The sequence below is a fragment of the Ruegeria sp. BJ5 genome (genome assembly GCF_056537865.1).
Window position 1 is genome coordinate 86,410 of sequence record NZ_JBQFSH010000001.1, and the last position, 20,749, is coordinate 107,158.

The 20,749-nt window shown below is 59.5% G+C and carries 18 protein-coding genes and 1 pseudogene; 3 read left to right on the forward strand and 16 right to left on the reverse strand.

The genetic code is table 11. From position 1 onward, the window contains the following. Positions 1-143: 143 nt before the first annotated feature. From uxuA to ACR0NY_RS00445, 4 genes are read right to left on the reverse strand one after another with little or no spacing between them, the layout of a single operon-like run. Positions 144-1,325 (reverse strand): mannonate dehydratase, encoded by a 1,182-nt coding sequence (gene uxuA, locus ACR0NY_RS00430; protein ID WP_170339239.1) that lies wholly within the window; start codon positions 1,323-1,325, stop codon positions 144-146. Next, positions 1,322-2,374, reverse strand: a complete 1,053-nt coding sequence (locus tag ACR0NY_RS00435; RefSeq protein ID WP_170368250.1) for a Gfo/Idh/MocA family protein — start codon at positions 2,372-2,374, stop codon at positions 1,322-1,324. The genes uxuA and ACR0NY_RS00435 overlap by 4 nt, the downstream gene beginning before the upstream one ends. Further along, positions 2,371-3,372 carry a Gfo/Idh/MocA family protein gene (locus tag ACR0NY_RS00440; protein WP_170368251.1) on the reverse strand — a complete coding sequence of 334 codons (1,002 nt, stop codon included), beginning with the start codon at positions 3,370-3,372 and terminating at the stop codon, positions 2,371-2,373. Before ACR0NY_RS00440 ends, ACR0NY_RS00435 begins: the two co-directional genes overlap by 4 nt. Then, positions 3,369-4,385 carry a Gfo/Idh/MocA family protein gene (locus ACR0NY_RS00445; RefSeq protein ID WP_170368252.1) on the reverse strand — a complete coding sequence of 339 codons (1,017 nt, stop codon included), beginning with the start codon at positions 4,383-4,385 and terminating at the stop codon, positions 3,369-3,371. The genes ACR0NY_RS00440 and ACR0NY_RS00445 overlap by 4 nt, the downstream gene beginning before the upstream one ends. Before the next feature lie 123 nt (positions 4,386-4,508). On the opposite strand from ACR0NY_RS00445, the gene uxaC reads away from it, so the two are divergent. Both uxaC and ACR0NY_RS00455 read left to right on the forward strand, forming a co-directional pair. Continuing rightward, positions 4,509-5,852: a glucuronate isomerase gene (gene uxaC, locus ACR0NY_RS00450; protein ID WP_170368519.1), complete on the forward strand. Its 1,344-nt coding sequence runs from the start codon at positions 4,509-4,511 to the stop codon at positions 5,850-5,852. After that, the gene (locus tag ACR0NY_RS00455; protein ID WP_170368253.1) at positions 5,853-7,049 is read left to right on the forward strand and encodes a mannitol dehydrogenase family protein; all 1,197 of its coding nucleotides are present in this window, start codon (positions 5,853-5,855) and stop codon (positions 7,047-7,049) included. On the opposite strand, the gene ACR0NY_RS00460 is transcribed toward ACR0NY_RS00455, so the two are convergent. The 10 genes and pseudogenes from ACR0NY_RS00460 to ACR0NY_RS00505 all read right to left on the reverse strand — a co-directional run bounded on the left by ACR0NY_RS00460 (position 7,036) and on the right by ACR0NY_RS00505 (position 18,040). After that, entirely contained in the window at positions 7,036-7,899 is an 864-nt protein-coding gene (locus ACR0NY_RS00460; protein ID WP_170368254.1) for a sugar kinase, read from the reverse strand. The genes ACR0NY_RS00455 and ACR0NY_RS00460 overlap by 14 nt on opposite strands. Further along, complete coding sequence (locus tag ACR0NY_RS00465; RefSeq protein WP_170368255.1) at positions 7,896-8,777, reverse strand: DMT family transporter; 882 nt, start codon at positions 8,775-8,777, stop codon at positions 7,896-7,898. The genes ACR0NY_RS00460 and ACR0NY_RS00465 overlap by 4 nt, the downstream gene beginning before the upstream one ends. Before the next feature lie 3 nt (positions 8,778-8,780). After that, positions 8,781-9,683, reverse strand: a pseudogene (locus ACR0NY_RS00470) (NAD(P)-dependent oxidoreductase); the annotation flags it as partial. A 125-nt stretch (positions 9,684-9,808) separates the two neighbouring features. Then, positions 9,809-10,813 carry a Gfo/Idh/MocA family protein gene (locus tag ACR0NY_RS00475; RefSeq protein WP_170368257.1) on the reverse strand — a complete coding sequence of 335 codons (1,005 nt, stop codon included), beginning with the start codon at positions 10,811-10,813 and terminating at the stop codon, positions 9,809-9,811. Then, entirely contained in the window at positions 10,810-12,312 is a 1,503-nt protein-coding gene (locus tag ACR0NY_RS00480) for a UxaA family hydrolase (RefSeq protein ID WP_170368258.1), read from the reverse strand. The genes ACR0NY_RS00475 and ACR0NY_RS00480 overlap by 4 nt, the downstream gene beginning before the upstream one ends. A 24-nt stretch (positions 12,313-12,336) precedes the next feature. Further along, the gene (locus tag ACR0NY_RS00485; RefSeq protein ID WP_170368259.1) at positions 12,337-13,287 is read right to left on the reverse strand and encodes a phytanoyl-CoA dioxygenase family protein; all 951 of its coding nucleotides are present in this window, start codon (positions 13,285-13,287) and stop codon (positions 12,337-12,339) included. 10 nt (positions 13,288-13,297) lie between these two features. Next, entirely contained in the window at positions 13,298-14,920 is a 1,623-nt protein-coding gene (locus ACR0NY_RS00490) for a TRAP transporter large permease (protein WP_170368260.1), read from the reverse strand. Next, positions 14,920-15,762, reverse strand: a complete 843-nt coding sequence (locus ACR0NY_RS00495) for a TRAP transporter small permease subunit (RefSeq protein ID WP_254432860.1) — start codon at positions 15,760-15,762, stop codon at positions 14,920-14,922. The genes ACR0NY_RS00490 and ACR0NY_RS00495 overlap by 1 nt, the downstream gene beginning before the upstream one ends. 16 nt (positions 15,763-15,778) lie before the next feature. After that, the gene (locus ACR0NY_RS00500) at positions 15,779-16,948 is read right to left on the reverse strand and encodes a mandelate racemase/muconate lactonizing enzyme family protein (protein WP_170368261.1); all 1,170 of its coding nucleotides are present in this window, start codon (positions 16,946-16,948) and stop codon (positions 15,779-15,781) included. Between the two features lie 78 nt (positions 16,949-17,026). Continuing rightward, complete coding sequence (locus tag ACR0NY_RS00505; protein ID WP_093961716.1) at positions 17,027-18,040, reverse strand: TRAP transporter substrate-binding protein; 1,014 nt, start codon at positions 18,038-18,040, stop codon at positions 17,027-17,029. A gap of 198 nt (positions 18,041-18,238) precedes the next feature. Here ACR0NY_RS00505 and ACR0NY_RS00510 point away from each other — a divergent pair, with 198 nt between their 5' ends. Continuing rightward, positions 18,239-18,889: a GntR family transcriptional regulator gene (locus ACR0NY_RS00510; RefSeq protein ID WP_170368262.1), complete on the forward strand. Its 651-nt coding sequence runs from the start codon at positions 18,239-18,241 to the stop codon at positions 18,887-18,889. Here ACR0NY_RS00510 and denD read toward each other — a convergent pair. Both denD and ACR0NY_RS00520 read right to left on the reverse strand, forming a co-directional pair. Continuing rightward, entirely contained in the window at positions 18,886-19,854 is a 969-nt protein-coding gene (gene denD / locus ACR0NY_RS00515; RefSeq protein WP_170368263.1) for a D-erythronate dehydrogenase, read from the reverse strand. The genes ACR0NY_RS00510 and denD overlap by 4 nt on opposite strands. Continuing rightward, positions 19,854-20,735: an NAD(P)-dependent oxidoreductase gene (locus tag ACR0NY_RS00520; RefSeq protein ID WP_093961719.1), complete on the reverse strand. Its 882-nt coding sequence runs from the start codon at positions 20,733-20,735 to the stop codon at positions 19,854-19,856. Before ACR0NY_RS00520 ends, denD begins: the two co-directional genes overlap by 1 nt. Positions 20,736-20,749 lie beyond the last annotated feature (14 nt).

Below are 20,749 nucleotides of genomic sequence, written 5' to 3' on the forward strand. Positions count from 1 at the left end.
AGTTTCACGCGTCTTGAACAGACGTCGGGCGAGTCCGGAAGACACCCCGCTGCCCGTTTACGTACCGTAAGTAAACGAAGATTGCGGCACACAGGCAAGCAAAGAAGTGTTACTGGCGGAAAGAAACTGCCTGATCTGACGTGTCAGGAAAACGCCGCCATGATGCCGCGCAGTTCCGCCAACCCGCGCATGCGTCCGATCAGCGGATAGCCGGGAGTGCTGTGTCCGCCCAGATCGCTCAGCAGCTCTTGTCCGTGATCGGGTCGCATCGGAATTTGCCAGTCTCTACGTCCTTGAGATTTGCGGCGGCGTTGTTCGTTCATCAGCTCGCGAATGGTGCCGACCATGTCGGTGTCGCCCTCCAGATGCGGAGCCTCATAGAAATCCGGCTTCTGTCTGTCCGACCCCGCGATGCGTCGGGTATTTCGCAAGTGAACAAAGTGAATCCGGTCGCCATGCCGGCGCACGAACTCCGGCCCATCGAATTCGGAGGAAACACCCAGCGATCCGGTACACAAGGTTGCACCGTTCGCGGGCATATCAACCGCATCCAGTACGGTGCCGTAGTCCTCGGAACTGGACATGATCCGCGGCAGACCGAGCAACGAGAAGGGCGGATCATCGGGATGACAGCACAAGCGCACCCCCAATTCTTGGGCTATCGGGGCGACCTCAGACAGGAAGTCGATGAGGTTTGCGCGCAGCCGGTCACGGTCTATCTCAGCATATGTCTGCAGCAAGCCGCGCACGTCCTCTACGCTCCACTGATCGTTGGCGCCGGGCAGCCCCGCGGTGACATTGTGCTGCAACTGGGCCTTGGAGACATCCGACATGCGCATGAAGCGATCCTTGGCCGCTTGGCGGACGTCGCCGGAATAGTCTTCGGACGCGCCCGGACGTTCGAGAATATGTATGTCGAAAACTGCAAAATCGGTCAGATCGAACAGCATGGCCGTTCCGCCATGCGGCTGTGGGGCACGAAGGGCGGTGCGCGTCCAATCCAGGATCGGCATGAAGTTGTAGCAAACAACTTTGACGCCACGGACGGAGAGGGCCCTGAGGCTGGACTTGTACGCCTGCAGATGCTCGGCCATGTCTGCCGACTGCGTCTTGATCGCCTCGGAGACTGGCAGGCTTTCGACAACGTCCCAACTGTACCCGGCCGCGGCCATAACGGCCTGCCGGTCGGCGATGCTCTGTTCATCCCAAGGCTGTCCCGGCGGGATGTGATGCAGCGCGGTGACGATGCCCTGAACCCCGACTTGATGGAGATCGGCCAGGGCGATCGGATCCTCGGGTCCGAACCAACGCCAGCATTGTTTCATGGCAGCCATCCTTCATACAGCGGGTGATCGGGCATGATGGGAAGGGCAACGCGCTGCCCGGTGCGCGCCGCGTGATAAATCGCCGTCACAAGGCCGATGGACGCAGCGCCATCTTTCAGCGTAACGGCCGAATTTGCCTCGGACCGCAGCGCTTTGCCGACTTCGGCAAAAAACCCTTCGAACCCCGTTGGCTCGGCAGCGGCAGCGGCGAGAGCCGCGTCGATAGCGGCTTGATCCGCCGGGTCCCGCGCGACGAATGACCAGGGCGTTTGACCCGGGGCATAGGGTTCGGTGCCAGAGGTGGCGGTCAATTTTTCAAAGACGAACCGCAGGCGGGTTTCATCCGTGGCAGCGCCCAAGGTGATGTTGCTTGTGCACAAGGCTCCGGAAGCCATGCCAAAGCAGATTGCGGCACAGTCTTCGGTCTCGATCGGGTTGACCCGCGTTGTGGTCATTGCAGACACCCAGGCGATATCGCCCGCGATATGTGTCAGCAGATCATGGTTGTGGATGGCATGGCCCAGCACTGCGCCGCCGCGTTCGCCGGCCCAAGTTCCCCGCCACGGCACCGCGTAATAGTCCGCCCCTCGGGACCAATGGGTTTCAAGCGCTGCAGTTTGGACCGCTCCGGTCAGGCCTGCGCGTTGCAGGTGGCGCAGTTGGGCCAGTGACGGCCCCCACCGGTATTGAAAAACCGGAAACACCTCCTTGCCCGCGTCGCGTGCGGCTGCCGTGATCCGATCCACATCCCGCATCGAAGTCGCAAGAGGCTTTTCGCAGACAACGTGTTTTCCTGCGGCCAGTGCCGCAAGCGTGGTCGGTACATGCAGATGGGGCGGCAGGCAGATGTCGATGACTTCAATCGTCGGATCATCCAGAGCGTCCTGAATGTTCGCCAGAGCTCGAAAACCCGAGTTCTGCCGTATCTGTTCGATCCGGTCCGTATTCTGGTCGACCACGGCGGCTACGCGAAAGATGCCGTGAAGTCGTTCCAAAGCGTCCACATGTTGCGCACCGATACCTGCGCCGAGGATCGCAACGTTGATCATCCGCGTTCCGCCATTTCCTGCGCGCGCAGTGCCAGTTCCATGACCGTAAAGCAGTGGGCCTGCGTCATTGCGGTTTCAGTCCGGTTGCGAATGTCATCAGCCAGGCGCGCAAAGTAGGGAAGGCCGGCGTCGGATGCGTCGATTTTTTGGCAGGTTTCACCATTGACGAGGATCAGATGATCTGTCCCCGGGGCTCCCCCCACGTCGACGTATTTCCGCAATTCGATGTATCCTTCGGTGCCCAGGATCGTCAGACGACCATCCCCCCAGTTTGGCAAGGCATCCGGCGTAAACCAGTCAACCCGGATGTACCCGGTTCCATTCTCGCTGCGCAGATTGATCTCGCCGAAATCCTGCAATCCGGGATCCTTCGGGTTTGCGTAGTTCGCCACATAGGCGTTCGTGATTTCTGCGCTTTTTGAACCTGTGTAATGCAGGAACTGATCGATCTGATGTGAGGCGATGTCGCTCAGAATGCCGCCATAGCGGTCACGCTGAAAAAACCACTCCGGCCGGGTTGCCTGGTTCAATCGGTGCGGGCCAAGTCCGACCGTCTGGACCACGCGCCCGATGGCACCGGCCTCGACCAGCTCGGTGGCCCGGGTGCTGACGGGCGTTTCGAACCGCTCCGAGAAGTTCACCGACCAGATCTGACCGGTGTCTGCGACCGCTCTTTTGATCTGGTCGAGTTGTTCGAACGTCGTGCAGCCCGGCTTGTCGCTCATGACATCCATGCCATTCTGCATCGCGCGGATCGTCAACGCGGCCCTATCTGCCGGTATCGCTGAAATCAGTGCCAGATCCGCGCCGCAGGTCAGGGCGTCTTCCAGTCGGGCCAGCCGCGGAATATCGGGAAACCTTTTTACGTATCCCGCCAGCGTCTCCGGATCGCCCTGTGTCCAATAGCCAATGCAGTCTACGCCGATTTTGCGCATGTTTTCCGTCATGCCGTAGATATGGCGGTGGTCGAGGCCAAGGGCGACGCAGGTCAGGCTCATGAGATGACTCGTGTTTTCTGGCCGGTTCGATTGGCGATCTGCATCGCGTCGATGACGGCGTGGGTCAAAAGGGCACTGCGTCCGGTGGCCATAGGTTGCGTTCCACTGGAAACGGCCCTGGCGAAGTCCTCGATGACCGCCTGGTGCCACGCATGCGTGAACGCCATGGGATCGGCCCCTCCGCCTGTGGCGGCGGTTTCGCCGACCGTGGATTCCCGGCCGTCGAAAGTGGTCACGGTCAGGACACCTGACTCCAGATGCGCTTTGGCGCGCGTGCCCTGGATCGTGATGGACTCAGCGGCCCCGGGATATTCGGCGGTAGTTGCCATCAACGTTCCCACCGCGCCGTTGTCCATTTCAAAGATTGCACCTGCCCAATCCTCGGCCTCGAGATCGTGTAGTGGAGTTTTTCTCATCACGGCCTGAATGTCCGAGATCGGCCCCAGTAGCCACATCGCAAGGTCAAGCGTGTGGATCGCCTGCGAGATCATGACGCCGCCTCCGTCACGTGCATAAGTGCCGCGACCCGGTTCGTCATAGTAGCTCTGATCGCGCCACCAGGGGACACGGACTTCCACCGTGGCGATCGCGCCCAGTTCCCCCTGTTCGATGGCCGATTTCAGCGCATGCGAGGCGGCGCGGGCGCGGTGCTGAAAAACGATGCCCAGCGGCACGCCCGACACCTCGCACTGCTCGACAATGGCTTTCGCGGCGCCCAGTGTTCTTTCGATAGGCTTTTCCATCAGGATCGGTTTCGACGCGGTCGAAAGAATCCGTACCAACGCTGTGCGCTGATCGGGTGGGGTTGCGATGATCGCAAAGTCAACCTGTGGGTCGTTTGCGATTTCCTCGACCGAGACGAATGCGCGGGTCTCGTTTCGCCGCGCGAACGCAGCGGCCTTCTCGGGATTGCGCCCGAGGACTCCGGCAAGACTGAGGCCTTGATCCGATGCCCGAATGGCGGCGACATGCGTGCGGGAAACCATCCCCAAACCAATCAGCGCAATATTCATTTAATCCCCCGGATCACCCGGTCAGTCTGCGGGTTCGAACGGGAAAGATGCAACCATTAAAAACTGTGTTAACAATTGACGGTAGCAGTATCGGAGGCAGAATTGACTGGCAATTTGAATGGGATGGCAGAAGACCTGTACCTGGGCATCAAGGACCTGCCGATCGTATCTCCGCATGGTCACTGCGATCCGGGGTGGTTTGCAACCGACGCGCCGTTTCCCAACCCGGCAGAGCTGTTGGTGGTTCCCGACCATTACGTGTTCCGTATGCTCTATTCGCAGGGCGTTCCCTTGTCGGAACTCGGCGTTGGGGAAGAGGGGCGAAAGAAGGATCCTCGCGCCGTTTTCCGCACCTTTGCCGAGCACTGGCATCTGTTTCTTGGAACGCCTTCCCGGATCTGGATGAACTACGTACTGCATGAAACGCTGGGCGTGTCCGAGGAGTTGTCTTCTCGCACCGCAGATCTGATCTACGACAAGATCGCGGAAAAGTTGGCGCAACCCGATTTTCGCCCGAGGGCATTGTTCGACAGGTTCGGGATCGAGGTTCTGGCCACTACGGATTCGGCTCTCGACACTCTCACACAGCATCAGGAGATCCGTGCAAGCGGTTGGGGCGGGCGGGTTGTTCCGACTTTCCGCCCAGACGGGGTCTTGGATGGGGTGGACCCGGAGTTCGTACAGAACCTGGACAAGTTGGCCGAGCTGACAGGCTGCGATCTGGACAGCTATGATGGCTATCTCAACGCACTGCGGATGCGGCGAGCTTATTTCATCCAACTGGGCTGTACCGCCACCGACCACGGTATCGAACGTGTACAGACCGAGTGGCTTGAGGACCCGGATGCGCTGTACCAGCGGCTGAGACGGCGGGAGGGGACCGAACAGGACGCCCGCCGTTTCTACGGGCATATGCTGATCGAAATGGCGCAGATGTCTGTCGATGATGGTCTGACCATGCAGATACATGCGGGCAGCAAACGCAACACGAACAACGCGGTAATGCGGGACTTCGGACGGGACAAGGGGGCCGACATTCCAATCGCGATGGATTGGGTCACGGGCCTTGAGGCGCTGTTGAACCGGGTCGGAAACTCGGCGGAACTGCGCATCATTTTGTTCACACTGGACGAAGGCACCTACGCCCGTGAACTGGCACCAATGGCGGGACATTGGCCGTGCCTTCGGATCGGGCCGCCTTGGTGGTTCCACGACAGCCCGGCCGGGATTGCGCGGTATTTTGATCAGGTCGTTGAAACGGCCGGGTATTACAATCTGGCCGGGTTCAATGACGACACACGGGCTTTTCTGTCCATTCCTGCACGACACGACCTCTGGCGGCGGGGCGTGGCGATTCATTTGGCCGAGCAGGTTGCGCGCGGTTACTTCGGTCGGGACAGTGCCGAGCATCTTGCTCGGTTGCTGGCGGTCGATCTGGCGAAACAGGTTTATGGATTGCAAAGCTAGATGGGTACAATTCTTCACTTCGGCCTCGGCAACTTTGCCCGGGCGCATTTGCTGGACTACACCGATCAAGCGGGTGGATGGGACGTTGTCGGCGTCAGCCTGCGTTCATCCTCGGTTCGGGATGGATTGGCCCGGCAGGGTTTCGAGTACGATCTGTGCGTGCAGGGGCAGGGCGTCCGGCGCATTAAAGCTCTTCGCGACGTTCTGGTCGCGCCCGAGGGTCGTGCAGCGATTTTCGATGCGATGACGGATGCCGAGATCATCTCGGCGACCGTGACCGAGAAAGGTTATCATCTTGATGCCGCGGGCAAGCTGAACCTCCAGGACCCGGCGATTGCCGCCGATCTGGCAGGGCAGGGGCCCGCGACTCTGATCGGTTTTTTGGCTTTTGGCCTTGCGGAACGGCGCAAACCTGTGACGGTGCTAAGCTGCGACAATCGTATGGAAAATGGCAAAACGCTCGAGACGGCCGTTTCCGATTTCGCGAAAGCAGCCGGTCTGGACGTCAATTGGGACACCGTTCGCTTTCCCAACGCGATGGTCGACCGGATCACCCCGGCCACAACGGACGCTGTACGCGCAATCTGCGGCGATCCCATGGCCGTTCCGACCGAGGCGTTCTCTGAGTGGGTGATCGAAGACAATTTTGCCGGACCGCATCCGGATTGGCCGGGCGTGCAATTGGTCGATGACGTGGCCCCGCACGAGATTCGAAAGCTGCGCATGTTGAACGGGGCCCATTCCCTGTTGGCTTATGCCGGGTTGGAGCGGGGCCTGACCTACGTCCACGAAGCGGTCCGAGACCCGGTTCTGCGCCCGCTGGTTTCCGAGTTGATGAAGGATGCGGGCGCAACGCTGCCCGCTGCGGTGCAAGCACAGGTTCCGGACTATGCCGAGGCTCTGTTGCGCCGCTTTGAAAACCCCGAGTTGGCGCACCGTCTGGACCAAATCGCGATGGATGGAAGCCAGAAGCTGCCTTATCGATTTGTTTCCACACTTCGTGAGACCGGCTCTCAGGCGGTGATCGCGGGGATGCGGGCCTGGGTCTCCTATTGCCTGTCCGAGACCGCCAAGGGTCGGGTGCTGAACGATCCTTGCGCGTCGGAAATCGCTTTGGCTGCCAAGCAGCCAGATCCGCTAGTGCCGCTTTTGCGTCTTGTTGGAGCCGAGGATCTCGCGCCGCTTATCCGGGAATGATCGCGCCGCGGAACTGAACAACGGTGGATGCCAGATTGTGTCCAGCCATCAAGGCCTCGGCCTGTGATTTCCCAGTCAGCAACGCCGCAAGGTACCCACCGTTGAAACTGTCGCCCGCCGCGGTCGTATCCAGCACGTTTTTGGCAGGCTCATAGGTTTGGTCAATGCTCTGACCAATGGACAAGGGGCCATTCTCTCCGCGCTTCAACGCGCCGATTCCGTGATGACCCGCAAAGCGTGCCGCCACCTGGTCGGCGCTTTCCCCGAACAGTGCCATCTCGTCGTCGATGGATGGCAGGGCAATGTCCGCACGCCGCCAAAGCCGTTGGTTGATCTGCCGGGCGTGTTCAACGCTATCCCAAAGACGCGGACGAAAGTTGCTGTCATAGACCAACCGGACTGAAGCGCCTTCGAGCCAGTCCAGAAGCGCAAGCCTTACCGAATGCGGAAGAATGGCCACGGAAATCCCCGACAAGTACAGCACGTCATAGCCGTTCAACGAGCTGAAATCGTGATTGGCAAAAAGCTGACGGGCGGCCGCTTCGCTGCGCCAATAGGTAAAGCTGCGTTCACCGTCCGCAGAGGTCGTGATCGCGTACAGGCCCGGAGAGGCGTTCGGAATGATGCGGATGCCGGATGTCCCGATGCCATGGCTGGCGATGAAGTCCGCGATGCGCCCCGAGAACGGGTCGTCGCCCAAACATGTCACATACTCCACCTGCAGATCAGGCGCTGCGCGGTGCATGTAGATGGCCGTGTTCAGCGTATCCCCCGCGACGCCCACCTTCGCACCGGTTTCCAGCATGGACAGTTCGATCATTGCTTCGCCGATGCAGGCAATTCGCGTCATTTCTTTTCTCTTTTCCAGATGATGAGACCGGCAGCCATGATCAGCGCAGCCCCTGCCAACGTGAATGCGTCCGGTACCGTGTCAAAGAACAGATAACCCCAGATCGCAACATAGATCAGGAACGAATAGGTGAATGGCATCAACTGGTTCGCTGTTCCGAACCGATGCGCGTTCGTCAGCAGTTGATGCCCGCACCATCCAAAGACGCCAAGACTGATCAGGACGATCAGGCTCCAGGTGTTTTCCGGTTGGATCCAAAACCAGATGGCGAAGGGCAGCAGGACCACTGTACCGGTAAGTCCGAGGTAGAATTGCATGGTGTCCACGGCAACAACCCCCGACAGCCTGCGCGTCATGATCGAGTACAAGGCCAAAGCGGTGGCATTGTAGACGATCAGCAGCATGGTCAGATGAAAGGCCGAGCCAAACGGCCGCACGACAACCAACACCCCTAGGAAGCCCAGGATGATAGCCGCCCAACGCCATGGTCCCACTCTCTCCTTCAACACGAAAACGGACAGGAAGCACACGATGACCGGGCTTGAGAACATGATTGCCGACACGACGGTCAGAGGCAAAAACCGCAGGGCATAGAAGTTGAAAACGGTCGCCGAGATCAGCAGTAATGCCCGGCTAATGACCTGCCATGGATGGTCGGTCTTGAACCGGCCAGCCTCGATCCCGCCCTTGGCGATCACGCCCACTGAGATCACGAAGTGCCCTGCATAGCGCATGAACGCCAACTGAAATGCCGGCACGCCGGCCAACGCCAACCATTTGGCCCCAAGGTCCACCAGCGAAAAGAACAGCCACGCCGTCAGCATCAGCACGATGCCAAGGCGCGGCAGGTCCGCAGTTGGGTTGGCGGTGACGGCCATCGATCAGGTGTTGAAACGCTTGGTGTAGTAGTCAACCATCTGGCTGACCATGTCATCCGCCTGACCGTGGTCGCGCGCGTCGTTCAGCGCGGAAAGCGCGCCCTGCGACATCACGCTGGTAACACCGGCCTCGCGCGCCATTCGATCATAATACCCAAGGTCTTTTGCCGCGTTCTTGATGGCAAAGGCCAGCTGGTTTGGATCATTCTCGACACCGTAGGCTTTGACGAAATCCATCATGCCGGAATGCAGCGGCCCTGCGGCCATAACGTCATACAGCTGCTTGCGGTCAACGCCGGTGATGTCAGCCATTGCAAAGGCTTCAGCCATCGCGTTCGCGACCGTCATGCCGAAGAAGTTGTTGATCAGCTTGATCGTATGTCCCGATCCGACAGGGCCCAGGTAAAAGACGTTTTCACCCAGATCCTTCAGTGTCGGCTCGACCTTGTCAAAGGCAGCCTTGTCACCGGACGTCATGATGTTGAGCTTGCCTTCCAGTGCATGCGACGGCGTCCGACCAAGTGGCGCGTCGAGATAGCTTCCGCCGGCTGCGGCAACCTCCTCGGCCAGGGCGCGTGTACTGCCCGGAAGCGAGGTGCCAAAGTCGATGACGATCGCCCCGGGCTTCAGTCCCGCGATCACTCCATCAGCACCGCGCATACGGCCCTCGACCTGTTCGGACGTTCCCATGCACAGCATCACGATGTCGCTGGCCTGAGCCAGTTCCCGGGCGTTTTGCGACTCGCGGGCGCCCCGGTCAATCGCGGCGTCCAGATGTGTGCGGTCGCGGTTTCCCAACACCGTGACCGAGTATCCTTGGTCCAACAGCCGGCTCACCATGGCTCCGCCCATAAGTCCCAGGCCGATAAACCCGATTGATGGTTTGCTCATTGGTTTCCCTTTCTGTGAATATGTCTGGTTTTCATTCTTGTGTCTGTCGCGGGCGGATTTGCAGTCTGATTGCTCATATTGCCCGGGGAATAGTCATTGGTCTTTTGAATGGTCCGATATTTTGACCTGCCGCGTCTCCGTCAGGCCGGCGCCCGCGCTCGGGCCGTTCGCGCCTTCAGCTCCTGTTCGATGCGTGATGTGACTTCGAGCGTTCGGGCTGCATCCTCGACGTCGATCAAAGGTGGGGCGCCATTGATCACGTCAAGGAAGTGATCCAGTTGCGCCTCCAGCGGTGTGCGTTTCTGGTCCGGTCTTGGAAGTTGGTCTTTTTGCGCCGCAGTGCCCCAATCCTGTCCGCGCCACAGGGTCATGGATGGAAAACTGACGGCGCCCCTGGTTCCCGTGATCCACATCATGTCCTGATGGGTCGTGCCGATGTTCGGGTTTTCTCCGGTTCCGGCTTCAAACCCCCAAGGGCTGGGCGCGGTGTCGGCAAAGCTGATGGTACCCGTCGCGCCGTTTTCGAATGCGATCGCGACAGCGCCGCTTTCGATCCGATCCGATCCGCGGATCGGCGCGCCGGGCAGGGCGACGACATCCGAGATTTCTCCGATCACAAAGCGCAGGACATCGATGTCGTGCACCAGATTGATCATCACCGGGCTGCCGTCGGAAGTCCGCCAGTTTTGTTCAAAATAGCTGTCAGGTTTACGCATGGCCCACAGCAACGAGACGTTGATGACTTGTCCGATCGTACCTTGCGCGATCACCTCCTTCAGGTGCTGCAAATTTGTGTGGTACCGCCTATGATGGCCAACCAGGCTGCGGACATTGGCCTCGCTAACGGCCGTCTTAAGGCGCAGGGCATCATCGACCGACGCGGCAACCGGCTTTTCGATCAGCATGTGCCAACCACGGGACGCGGCCAGAATGCCATGTTCGGCATGCAGGCGGGTCGGCGTCGCGATGATGACGCCATCCACTGTGTCCTGCACCTCGTCCATACTGGCAAAACGCGGCGCGTCGATCTGGATCGAGCCATCCGGATCGGCCAACCCGACCAACGTGCAGCCGGGATGCTCAATGACGGCGCGGACGTGGCGGATACCGATCAATCCGCCGCCGGCTACGAGGATCTGTTTCACATCACCGCTCCGATTTGCCAGGGAACGAATTCGTAATCACCCAAGCCCTGCGCCTCGGACTTGGTTCGCGCGCCGGAGGCGACTTGGAGCAGCCGTCGGTATATCTCCTGTCCTTTTTCTTCGACGCTGACGCCTTTGGTCAGAATGTCGCCCGCGTCCACGTCCATGTCTTCGGGCATACGCGCAGCCAATTCGGAATTGGTGGCGATTTTCAGTGTTGGTGCCGGTTTGGACCCAAAGGCCGACCCGCGCCCCGTGGTAAAACACACAAGGTTGCACCCGGCCGCGATCTGGCCGGTCACCGAGGCCGGGTCGTATCCGGGGCTGTCCATGAAGGTGAAGCCTTTGGCGGTGATGGGTTCGGCGTATTTGAATACACCGGTCAAAGGGGTGGTTCCGCCCTTCGCCGCAGCCCCCAGCGATTTCTCGAGGATGGTCGTCAGACCCCCTTGCTTGTTGCCGGGGCTTGGGTTGTTGTCCATCGAACCGTGATTGCGGGCGGTGTAGTCCTGCCACCAATCGATCAGTCCGATCAGTTTTTCCCCAGTTGCGCGGTCAAGGGCGCGGCGGGTCAAAAGATGTTCGGCTCCGTAGATTTCGGGCGTCTCCGCGAGGACACCCGTGCCATCTTGAGCGACCAACAGGTCGCAGGCATGTCCGAGCGCCGGGTTCGCCGTCACACCGGACCAAGCGTCCGATCCACCACATTGCAGCGCAACCATCAGTTCAGACGCCGGGGCTTCTCTGCGCTTTGCCTCATTGGCAATGGGCAGCATCTGGTTGATCTTGCTGATGCCCATTTCCACGGTCCGACGCAACCCGGCAACGTTTTGGATGTTCATCGTCTGGAAGGTTGGACTCTGCTTCAACCCATATGCGTCCAGCAGCCAGTCGATCTGGTTCATTTCGCAGCCCAGACCGACCATCAGAACGGCAGCGTGGTTGGGATGTTTTGCAAACCCCCACATGACCCGTTGAAGAGCTTCGAAACCGTCGCCGGAATCTGCCATTCCGCAGCCCGTTCCGTGGACAAAGGCCACCACGCCGTCGACATTCGGATACGCGGCAAGCTTGTCCGGCGTGAAGTGGTTAGCGATCATGCGGGCCGCGGTAGCAGAACAGTTCACGGTGGTCAGAACCGCAATGTAATTGCGCGTGCCGACCCGACCGCTGTCCCGATGGTAGCCCATGAACGTATCGACCGAGGTGGCGGGTCTCATAGGCCTGTGATCCGTCGCAAACTCATAGTCCACGCTGGTGTTTCGGAACTCGACATTATGGGTGTGTAGATGATCGCCGGGGTGGATCGGTTGGGTGGCGTAACCAATGATCTGGGCGTATTTTCTGACCGGATCGCCGGGTGCAAGGGTCGCCGTGGCGACCTTGTGGCCCGATGGGATGCGCGCATTGGTCGTGACGCCTTCGACCACACTGCCGGCCTCCAGCAGCCGAGTTGCAACCACCACGCTATCCGTTCGATCTAAACGTACAAAAGTCATAATCAGCTTTCCTGGCGGCTGCAGCTAGGCGCAGAACGGCGAGTCCGATGTCCACCGGTGAATATCTATATGCGGCTGTCCAGACAGCTTTGCTCGCGCCGCCTCCCAATTGGATTTGCAGACACGCCAATCCCGCAGCTCGGTTTCGGGGCGCGATCTGGATCTTGCGATGAAGCTGGGGAAATGGTCTCGACCGGTGGGTTGGCCTGCCGCACTGAAGCGGATGTCGAACGACCAGCGGAACCGGTCCGTTTCGTTGACCAGCGACGCATGTGGCGTCAGCGGGTGAAACAGGATGACCCCGCCCGCCTTGACGGGCAAGGGCACGGCTCGGTCTTCGTCAATAAACCCGTCGGCAATGCCTGTCTGCGTGCGCGCGCAATGCGGCAGGATGGATTGGTCCTGTGCCTTTGGCAGCACTTGCAGGCAGCCGTTCTCGATCGTTGCATCGTTGACGGCAATCCAGACAGTGACCATGTCGGTTTGGTCCGCATCCTCCAACGCAACTGCCCGGTCCTGATGCCAGTCTGTTGCGGTGATATGCGCGCGCACCTCATCCTTGGACAGCTTGAGGGCGGGGGGCTTCAGCCGAACGTGCTGGATCGGATTGCTGACCAACTCTGGCCCGATCAACTGCTCGACGATGTCAAGCATGGGCTGGGCCGTCAGCAAGTCGAACACTGCGGGTCCAATATGGAACGGTGTGTCAGCCATGATCCGGTCGCCGGGCAATGAGATGTCCAGCGGCTGGAAATAGTCGCAACCGGCCTGATAGGCGGACAGCAGTTTGTCCCAGAAAGTCATTCGTGAAGGTTCGTCCTTGACCAGCCCTTTTTCGTACCAACCCTCATAGAGCCGGTTCAGGACATCCGAGTATTCGGCTTGCACCCGATCAAGGACGTCACCGGGAATTACATCCTCGACCACGAGGTATCCGTCCGTCTGGAACTTGCCAATCTGATCTTGTGTCAGCATGGGTGAAACCTCACAACAACAGCGCGATGATGCCCGGCCAGATCAGAAGAACGGAAAGCGCCAGCAGCTGGATCCCGATGAATGGCAGGAAGCCGCGGAAGATATCCGTCAGGCTGATATGCGGCGGGGCGACCGATTTCAGGTAGAACGCCGCCGGGCCGAACGGGGGCGACAGGAAGCTGACCTGCATGTTCATACAGAACACGACGCCAAACCAGATCGCGACATGGCTGGGCTGCAATTGGCCGATGAGTCCGATTTCCTCGATGGGAAGGCGCAGAACGATCGGCAGAAAGACCGGGATGATCAAAAGCACGATGCCGACCCAATCCATAAACGCGCCCATGAACAGCAGGATCAGCATCATAACCAGAATGACCAGCATCGTCGGCAGGTCCTGCCCGACGATCAGGTCGGCCACGTATTGAGGCCCGCCGGCAATGGTGTAGGCACCCGCCAGCGCGGCGGCGCCGATGGTGACCCAGATGATGGTGCCTGTGGATTTAAGCGTCCGCATCAGGCTGTCCCAAACCAGCTCGAAGGATCCTTCGCCGCGTAGGATGGCGATGATCAGAACGGCGAAGGCGCCCATGCCTGCAGCCTCGGTGATGCCGGTGATCCCGCCATAGATCGAGCCAAGAACCACGCCGATGACGACCAGCGGCGCGACGAGGCCTTTGCCCATTTCCCAGCCGATTTTTGCGCGCTGTCTCCCAAAGACAAAGAAGATCAGCAGAAGGGCGACGATGGTGGTGCCAGCAAACCAGGGCAGGTAGTCAGCGGTACCCAGCCGTGCGGGCTCGCCCTGGCTGGCAGCGTTCGAGCCGGAAAGCTCGAAAAACGCGGCGCGGATAAACAGAACGGTGGAAAATCCGGCGACGACGATGCTCATGAAGGCGGCAAACAGTTTGCGCTTTTCGGTTGGCTCGGGGTCGTTCGGGTCCGGTTCCGGCAGCGGAGCGTGGTGGGGATTCAGCCGCGTGCGGATGATAATGTATAGGATGATCATCGAGGCCAGCATGAAACCCGGGATGAAGGACGCGGTGAACAGCGACTTGATCGAGGTTTCGGTGATCAGCCCATAGATGATCAGAACGATCGAGGGCGGGATCATGGTCCCCAGCGACCCCGAGGCGCAGATCACGCCGATCGCGAGATTCTGATCGTAGCCGAGGCGCAGCATCTGGGGCAGGGCGATCAGGCCCAGCAAGACAACCTCACCACCGATGATGCCGGACATGGCTGCCATGATCACCGCCATGATCGAGGTCACGATCGCGATGCCGCCGCGCGTTCTGGACAGCCAGACATTCAGCGACGAATACATGTCGCGCGCGATCCCGGACCGCTCCAGCAGCGATGCCATGAAGATGAACAATGGCACGGATATGAGCACGTAGTCCGTTAAGAGCCCATATATCTTCTGCGCCAGAATGTAGAGTGGCCCAGTCCCCGGGCGTCCGGTCAGAATGCCATCGCCGAATGAAAACGGGTTCAAAAGAAGTGTCGGCTCGAACTTCAGAACAAGAACCAGAACCGCAAGCGAGGCCGAGGCCAGACCCAGGGGCATCCCGATCGCCAGAAGCACGATCAGGGCGACCATCAGGATGAGTGAGATCGTTCCAATATCCATCAGTCTTGTCCCACCGCTCGTTTGATCATTTCAATTTCGTCTTCGTCCGGTTCATCCGTGTGGATTTCCGGTTCTTTGTTCCAATCCGCGATCAGGTTCAGAACGGCCTGCATGGCGACCAGAGTGATCACGATCAGGACCATGGGTTGCAACGTCGCCGGGATCGGCGGGTTGAAGGCCGAGCCGTAAAGCTCCCATTTATAGAGTTTGTTGACGAAGACCTGCTGATAGCTGCCGTAGACCAGAAAGAACGCGAACATCACGATCAGGATGGTCGAGATCGTGTCGAACACGCGCTGCAACCAGCGAGGAACCGCATCATACAGCAGAAAGATCCGGATATGGCTGCGTTGCTGCATGGCATAGTAGCCGGACATCAGGAACACGAAGCTGGCGAACCACAGGGTCATCTCGTTGGCCCACTCAGTCGGCTTCTCGAGGATATAGCGCATGAAGACTTCGTACAGCATCACCACCGTCATGATGGCGATCATCATCATCGTGACCCGACCGATGAACAGGGCGAAGCGGTCCATCGCAGTCGTGCCCTCGTATTCCATCGCGGCCGGCTGGACGGTCTTGGTTCCGATCACCGCAAGGATCGGCAGCAGTATCAGCGCGCCGATATCGACAATGTCGACAAATCCGCCGAAAACCCCGGCCATTTCGGGCGTCACGTCGCTGCGCAGATAGATTTCCGTTACCTGGCTTTTCAGAGATTCGGACGTGTACGGCAGCCAGTCCAACAGGAAGGCCGGCAAATGCCAGACGAGCCAACTGGCCGTTGCGACGAAGGCGAGCGGGATGAGCCACTCCAGTATTCCGCCTGAGTTTTTTTGCATCACGTAGCCCTCGTCCTTATCCGTCGATCCGGTGGTGATCGATAAATTCCAGGTCCGGCTCGACGCCCAATCCGGGGCCGGTCGGGATCGTCACGCGGCCGTTGTTGGCCTTGACTTGTTTCTGAATCTCCAGCGGAACGGTCAGCAGATCGTCGCGGAATTTGTTGTCCGTGGTGTCGAATTCCAACATCGGTTCCCACGGGTGCAGCCCGCCCGGCATTGCCGGCATTGACGCCAGCAGATGCAGGTTGGTGGCCACAGCAACCGCACTTCCCCAGACGTGATTGACGACCGGGGTGAAATGCGCGTGGCACAGCGCAAGTACCCGCAGATACTCCGAGATTCCGCCCAACGCGCATACTTCGGGCTGAGCGATATCGACACTGCGGTTTTCGAGAAGCGCGCGCCACGCCCAGCGATTGAAGACAGCCTCGCCGCCGGAGATATTGATCTTCAGCCCCGCGCGCAGTTCGCGATAGCCGTCAAGATCCTCAGGGGCCACCGGTTCTTCAAACCAATAGGCGCCAAGCTCTTCCAAGGCACGGCCCACATAAAACGCGTCCGAGGTCGTGTAGGCATGATTCGCGTCGACCATGAAGGGGAAGTCTTCGCCAACCCCGCGACGCACCGCCTCGCAGAGCTGTACGTCCGGTTTGGGTCCGAACCCGGTTTTCATCTTGGTGGCGACAAACCCTATGTCCTTGATCGTTACGGCTTCGTCCTCGAACCGGGCGGCAAGGTCGGCAATCGGCTCATCCCGCAGCATCATTCCGTAGCCGTAGCAGGGAACGCTTGTCCGATGTGCGCCGCCAATGAGTTTGTGCAGCGGCAAACCGGCCACCTTGCCGACGATGTCCCACAGGGCGATGTCCACGCCGGACAGCGCCTGTATCGGCATTCCGCCTTGCCCATGATCTCGCAGAAGGTTGTACACCTTGTGCCAGATCACGTCCTTGTCCAAAGGGTCCAGCCCCAGAACCATCGGCTGAATGACCTGTTCAACGATGGATTTGTTGGCTCTTGCTACGTTGCCGGGGCCAAAACACTCTCCCCAGCCGGTCACGCCCTCGTCGGTTTGAACCTCGACCAGATGGGTTGTGCGCTTGTCATAATACTGCTGCGAATACCCCAGGACTTCGGGCATCTCGTACTGCAGTACATGGCTGGTGATCTTGGTGATTTTCATGAAATGCAGGGTCCCGGGCACATTCGGAGAGGCCGTCAGCACGGCCTTTCCGATTGTCGTTGAGTGGCCGAAGCCCGATTATTGCATTGCGCCCAGATCGCGCAGGAAGTTGATGTGGCTTTCCAACAGCGCCTTGGCCTCTGGGGTCGTGGCGAACTCGGTCCACCCGACCTGAACGGCTGCGCGGTAGGCGGCCAGATCTTCCGGCGACCATTCATACAGCTGAACGCCTTTGGCCTTCAGGTCCTTGGCGGTCTGAGCGTTCTGCACTTCGTTGATCGTCGCATTGTGCAGCGCCAGGCTGTCCATCGCGACTTCCATGATCTTTTTGTGATGTGCAGGCATCGCGTCCCAAACGTCCTTGCGGCAGGCCAGGTGGTCTGCGGGCATCGAGTGGAAGCCAGGATAGTTCGTGTGACCGGCGATTTCGTACAGACCCAGACCCACGTTGTTGGTCAGGTTCGCAGCATCCGCGCCGTCGATGATGCCGGTTTCCAGAGCGGTGAAGATTTCGTTAAAGTCCATAACGATCGGCGATGCGCCCAGTTCGGCAAAGACCTTGGTGGCCAGGCCCGGGGGCGAACGGAATTTCCAGTCTTTGAAGTCATCGACCTTGGCGATCGGCTTGGTCGAGGCCAGAGATTCCGGTCCTGGGATCCACCAGCCGATGAATTCCATGTCGTAGCCGTTGTACAGGTCATTGACCGCATCTCTGCCGCCACCGTGCAGCAGCCATGCCATTTGCTGATAGGGGTTCTGGTAACCGCCCAGCAGATCGCCCGCGAACTGGAAGGCCGGGTTCTTACCGGTCTGATAGCCGCCGCCGGTCATGTCGCAGTCGAGGATGCCCGTTGCCGCGGCATCGAAGGTTTCGACCGATTTGACCACCGAGGACGAGTAGAACATCTCGACTTCGATCTCGCCGTTCGACATTTCCTGGATGTCTTCGACGTATTTTGCCGCCATCTGCCCGGACAGCGTCTCGGGCGAGAAATGGGTTTGAATTCTCAGTTTGGTCGTTTCGGCCACCGCGAAACCGGCCGCCATCGTCGTTGCTACGGCGGCAACAGCCGCTGTCTTGACTATTTTCATATTGTCCTCCCAGACGTTGAGCAGTGCGCCGGGTAGGAGATCTTGCCGCCTCCCTTGTCGACACGCTGCTAGACGTTAAGCGGTCGAATCGACTGCAACAAGAAAAATATGAAATTTCCAAAAATTTCGAGATTCTTGCAATAAGTCGAAAATATGACTAGGACACTAAGGGGCCAGACCTGAAAGGTTCAAACCGGAATGAATGAAGAAGTAGATATTTATCAGCACCTTAAAATGCGTCTAATCTCGAACGGATTCGATCATGGTGCCAAGGTTCGGGCCGAAGAGTTGCGCAAGGACTATGGGTGCTCGGCCAGCACGGTTCGCGAAGTTCTTTTTCGTTTGTCATCTGTGGGGTTGGTGGACTTTCAGGAGCAGAAGGGCTTTCGCGTCCCGAAGCGTTCGCCGCAAAAACTGATCGAGCTGACCCACATCCGCGTTTTGCTGGAGGGAGAAGGCACCGCAATGTCGATCCGCAACGGCGGGGTGGATTGGGAAGCCAGGTTGACCGCGGCGCATCACAAGCTGAGCCATATCGAAAAGCGCATTCATGCCACCGACGACCCCAGCGAGCTGATCGAGATCTGGTTTGCGTCGGAAAAGGAATTCCATCAAACGCTGATCTCGGCCTGTGGGTCGGACACGTTGAAGCAGATGCACGGCCGAATTTACGCGCAGTTCCGGCAGCAATTGATGGTGGCAGACCGGCGGTTCGAGTTCATCTCCGAGAACATCCGGCATCACGCCGACATCCTCGAGGCCGCATTGTCCGGCGATGAGCAACAGACCAAGCAGAAGATTCATGACCACCTCAAGCGCCATCTGACAGGCAAGACGATGGGCGACTAAGCGCGGAAGTCATCCTCAAGATAAACGCGGATGATGTCTTCAAAGCTCGACTCTGCGCGGAAGCCCAGCTCAAACGCGCGGTCGGTTTGAAAATCGCGTGGCCAGCCTTTGACAATGCGCTCTATGTCCGGGTCGGGAACATGCTTGATCAGGTTGACCGCGTCTTGACCGGCGATGGTCCGCAAAGCTTCGATCTGTTCGGCGACCGTACAACTGATGCCTGGCATGTTCAGGGCGCGCCGGTCGTTCAGCAGTTTCGTATCAAGATCGGCCGCGTGGGTCAGAAATCGTGCCGCTGCCCGAGGGCTGGCGTGCCAGTGGCGAACGGTGTCGTCAACCGGCAGAACCGCCTCGAGCCCGTTCAGGGGCTCTCGAATGATACCCGAAAAGAAGGAGGAAGCGGCGGCATTTGCCTTGCCGGGCCGCACGCACAGCGTCGGCAGCCGCAGGGAGATGCCGTCGATGTATCCTTTTCGACTGAAGTCGGAAATCATCAACTCGGACGCAGCCTTCTGCGCCCCGTAGCTGGTCAGAGGGGCGCAGAGGAATTCATCGTCGATCCGTTCGGGGAAAGGAGCGCCAAAGACGGCTATGGACGAAGCGAAGACCAGCCGCGGGCGGTAGGCGCCGCTGGTGGCGTTATGCTCGTCCCTCAATGCGTTCAGCAGCGCCCAGGTCGTCATCAGGTTGACGTCCCAACCGAGGTCAAAGTCAGCTTCTGCCTGACCTGAGACAATCGCGGCCAGATGAAAGATCACGTCAGGGCGCTGAGCGGCCAGAAGCTTGGCCGAGTTCGGGGCCGCGATGTCGCCAACGGTAATTTCGCCGGGTGCACCCTCGACCGGAAATGAAAGGTCGAACAATGATACACGGGCGTCCGGGCTAAAGGTCTGCTCGGCCGAAATGTGATGCGCCAGCTTCTGACCCAGCATTCCACCGCCGCCGATGATGAGGATATGCGTCACTACATGCCATTCCGTTTTCTGAGCTCGAGGTAGAGCGCAGAGTGATCCAGCTCGGCCCCATCCATTTCGTTTATCAGGTATTCGAACCGGTCGCGTACGGCTTGCGTATTGGGCAGTTCCAGGCCGAGACCGCGTGCCTCATCCAAGGTGTTGTCCAGATCCTTCAGCTGAAACTTCGAGAGCCCGCCGGGAACGAAATCCCGGTTGGACATGCGTTCTCCGTGCTGTTGCAGGATCACGCTGTCGGCAAACCCACCGCGCAGCGCGGCGCGCAAAGCAGCCGGGTCTGCGCCACCTTGTTCGGCCAGCAGGGTTGCCTCGGCAACGGCGGAAATCGTGACGGCAACGATCGTCTGATTGGCCAGTTTGCACAATTGACCGGCGCCGCTGGGGCCGACATGCACAGGCCGCCCCATGGCGGAGAGGATTGGCAGTACCTCCAGCATGACCTTCTCGTCGCCGCCCACCATGATCGCCAGCGAGCCCGCCTCGGCCCCCTTGGTGCCACCGGAGACCGGGGCATCCAGATGCCGCAGGCCGAGGGTTTCGAGTTGGGCCGACTGCGCGCGGGCATGTTCAGGCTTGGCGCTGGACATGTCGATCCAGACGGCACCAGGTTTCAGCTGGTCGTAAAAGGAAGGGTCTTCCAGCAGCGCGCCGGTTGCGTATCCGTCGGCCAGCATGGTCACGATCACATCGGCTTGGGCAACCGCGTGGGCCGGGGTGTCCGCAACCGTGGCACCTTGGTCCGCCAATGGTCGTGCCTTTTCGGCGCTGCGGTTCCAAACGGTCAGGGGAAAGCCTGCCGCAAGCAGGTTTCGTGCCATCGGCGCCCCCATTAGGCCGGTGCCCAAAAGGGTCACTTTGCGCTGTTCGCTCATACTTGCTTATCCTC